Source organism: Azorhizobium doebereinerae UFLA1-100 (genome assembly GCF_000473085.1).
Classification (GTDB): Bacteria; Pseudomonadota; Alphaproteobacteria; order Rhizobiales; family Xanthobacteraceae; genus Azorhizobium; species Azorhizobium doebereinerae.
Genome location: NZ_AXBA01000089.1, coordinates 1 through 2,025, shown reverse-complemented (window position 1 = coordinate 2,025; position 2,025 = coordinate 1). Strand labels below are relative to the sequence as shown.

The 2,025-nt window shown below is 62.9% G+C and carries 1 protein-coding gene and 1 pseudogene; both read left to right on the top strand.

Annotated elements, in window-relative coordinates; all coding sequences use genetic code 11:
* Positions 1 to 109 precede the first annotated feature (109 nt).
* Positions 110 to 991 carry an IS110 family RNA-guided transposase gene (locus YU1_RS31355; protein ID WP_342447017.1) on the top strand — a complete coding sequence of 294 codons (882 nt, stop codon included), beginning with the start codon at positions 110 to 112 and terminating at the stop codon, positions 989 to 991.
* 193 nt (positions 992 to 1,184) lie between these two features.
* Positions 1,185 to 1,936: pseudogene (locus YU1_RS31350) on the top strand (IS3 family transposase); the annotation flags it as partial.
* Positions 1,937 to 2,025 lie beyond the last annotated feature (89 nt).

The following is a 2,025-nucleotide window of genomic DNA, read 5'->3' as shown; positions in this document are numbered from 1 at the left end:
CAGAAACAGTCTCCGCTCATCACCAGATCCTCCATGGATCTGGTGAATCACAACACGCTGCCAACGCAAATCATTTTATGGGTCTGAACCCTAGCCTTGGCGGGATCAGATTGCGAAGATTGGGCTTGAGGCTGGGCCGATGTCGGAATGGCTGACTGCGGGTTTGGCGGAGCTTGGTTTTCCCGCCATCAGCCTGGAGGCGCGGCAGGTCAAGGCGGCGTTGTCGGCAATGCCGGTCAAGACGGGTCGGAACGACGCGCGCGGCATTGCCCAGGTGGTCAGGGCAGGCTGGTACAAGGTCGTGCACGTGAAGAGCATCGGCAGCCAGCATGCGCGAACGTTGGTGGCGGCGCGCAAGCACCTGATCCGCTCCATTGCCGCGTCGGAGCAGACACTTCGCGGATTGCTCCGCCCCTTCGGCTTGAAGGTTGGCATCGTGTCGCGGGCCGGATTTGCCTCCCGTGTCCGAGATCTGGTTGGAAACAACACCATCCTGGCTGAGGTGATGGCTCCCCTGTTGGCAGCCCGGGACCCATTGATGCAGGAATACCAGCGCCTTCACCGCCTGGTCGTTCAGGTGGTCCGGAATGACCCGGTCTGCCGCCTTTTGATGACCATGCCCGGGATCGGGCCGGTTTCCGCTCTGACATTCAGAGCAACGATCGATGCGCCCGAGCGTTTCGCCCGCTCCCGGTCCGTCGGGGCTTATCTCGGGCTCACACCTCGGCGGTATCAATCGGGCGAGATCGATCGGACCGGACGGATCACCAAAGTGGGCGACGGGGAGACGCGAACGGCGCTGTTCGAGGCCGCCAACGTCATCCTGCGACCGAGCGCCCGCTGGTCACCGATGAAGGCATGGGCGGTGCGCATCGCTCAGCGTCAGGGAAGCAAGGGGGCGAAGGTCGCTCTGGCTCGCAAGATGGCGGTCGTTCTTCACAGCATGTGGCGGAGCGGCACGGAATTCCGATGGACTGCTGCCGCAGCGTGATCGACCCGGCTGTGGTTCCCTGAACGCCCGTCGCGGGGCGTGGGATGATTGAGTTCGCATGATCTGTCGTTGCAGCCGCTGACGCGGCCGAGCACGCCGAAGAGCTTGGACCGGTCATTCCATCGAACACCATCATGTGGCGATCCTCGACCACGGACAGAAGCAAAGAACCCGCGACGTGCCATCATCGGGGTTGACGACACCGGACCGAATACAGAAGCAGATCATCGGGATCGTGAGGGAACACGAGGCTGGGGTGCCGGTCTCGGACCTGTGCCGGAAGCACGGGGTCAGCGACGCCAGCATCTACAAGTGGAAGGCCCGTTTCGGTGGGATGGATGTGTCGGAAGCCAAACGGCTGCGGGCACTCGAAGATGAGAACGCCAAGCTGAAGCGCATGCTCGCCGACGCCATGCTGGACAACGTCGCACTGAAGGATCTCCTGGGAAAGAAGTGGTGACGTCCGCTGCAGAGCGTAGAGCTGTCGCCCACCTCATGGATGACCATGGGATGAGCGAACGGCGGGCGTGTAAAGCCACCGGCTTCTGCCGCATGACCATTAGATACAAAGCCACGCGCGGGAATGACGCCTCGCTGCGTGAGCGCATGAAGGCCATCGCCGGGGAGCGACGGCGGTTCGGTTATCGCCGTCTCCACGTCCTGCTCAGGCGGGAGGGCTTCCGGGTCAACCACAAACGGCTGTTCCGGCTCTATCGTGAGGAACGGCTGATGGTTCGCCGGCGAGGGGGCCGCAAGCGGGCCATCGGGACGCGAGCGCCGATGATGATCCCGATGCGACCGAACGAACGCTGGTCGCTCGACTTCGTTGCCGACCAGATGACCGATGGTCGGCGCTTCCGAATGCTGGCCATCGTGGACGACTGCACCCGGGAGTGCCTGACGCTGGTGGCGGACACGTCGTTGTCCGGGATGAGGGTCGCTCGCTCTGAGCTACTCCCCGAAATCGGGACAGTGACGGAAGCTACGATGTGACGTCTGCTGATCTCCAACGATTGGGAGATCAGAGCATGCGC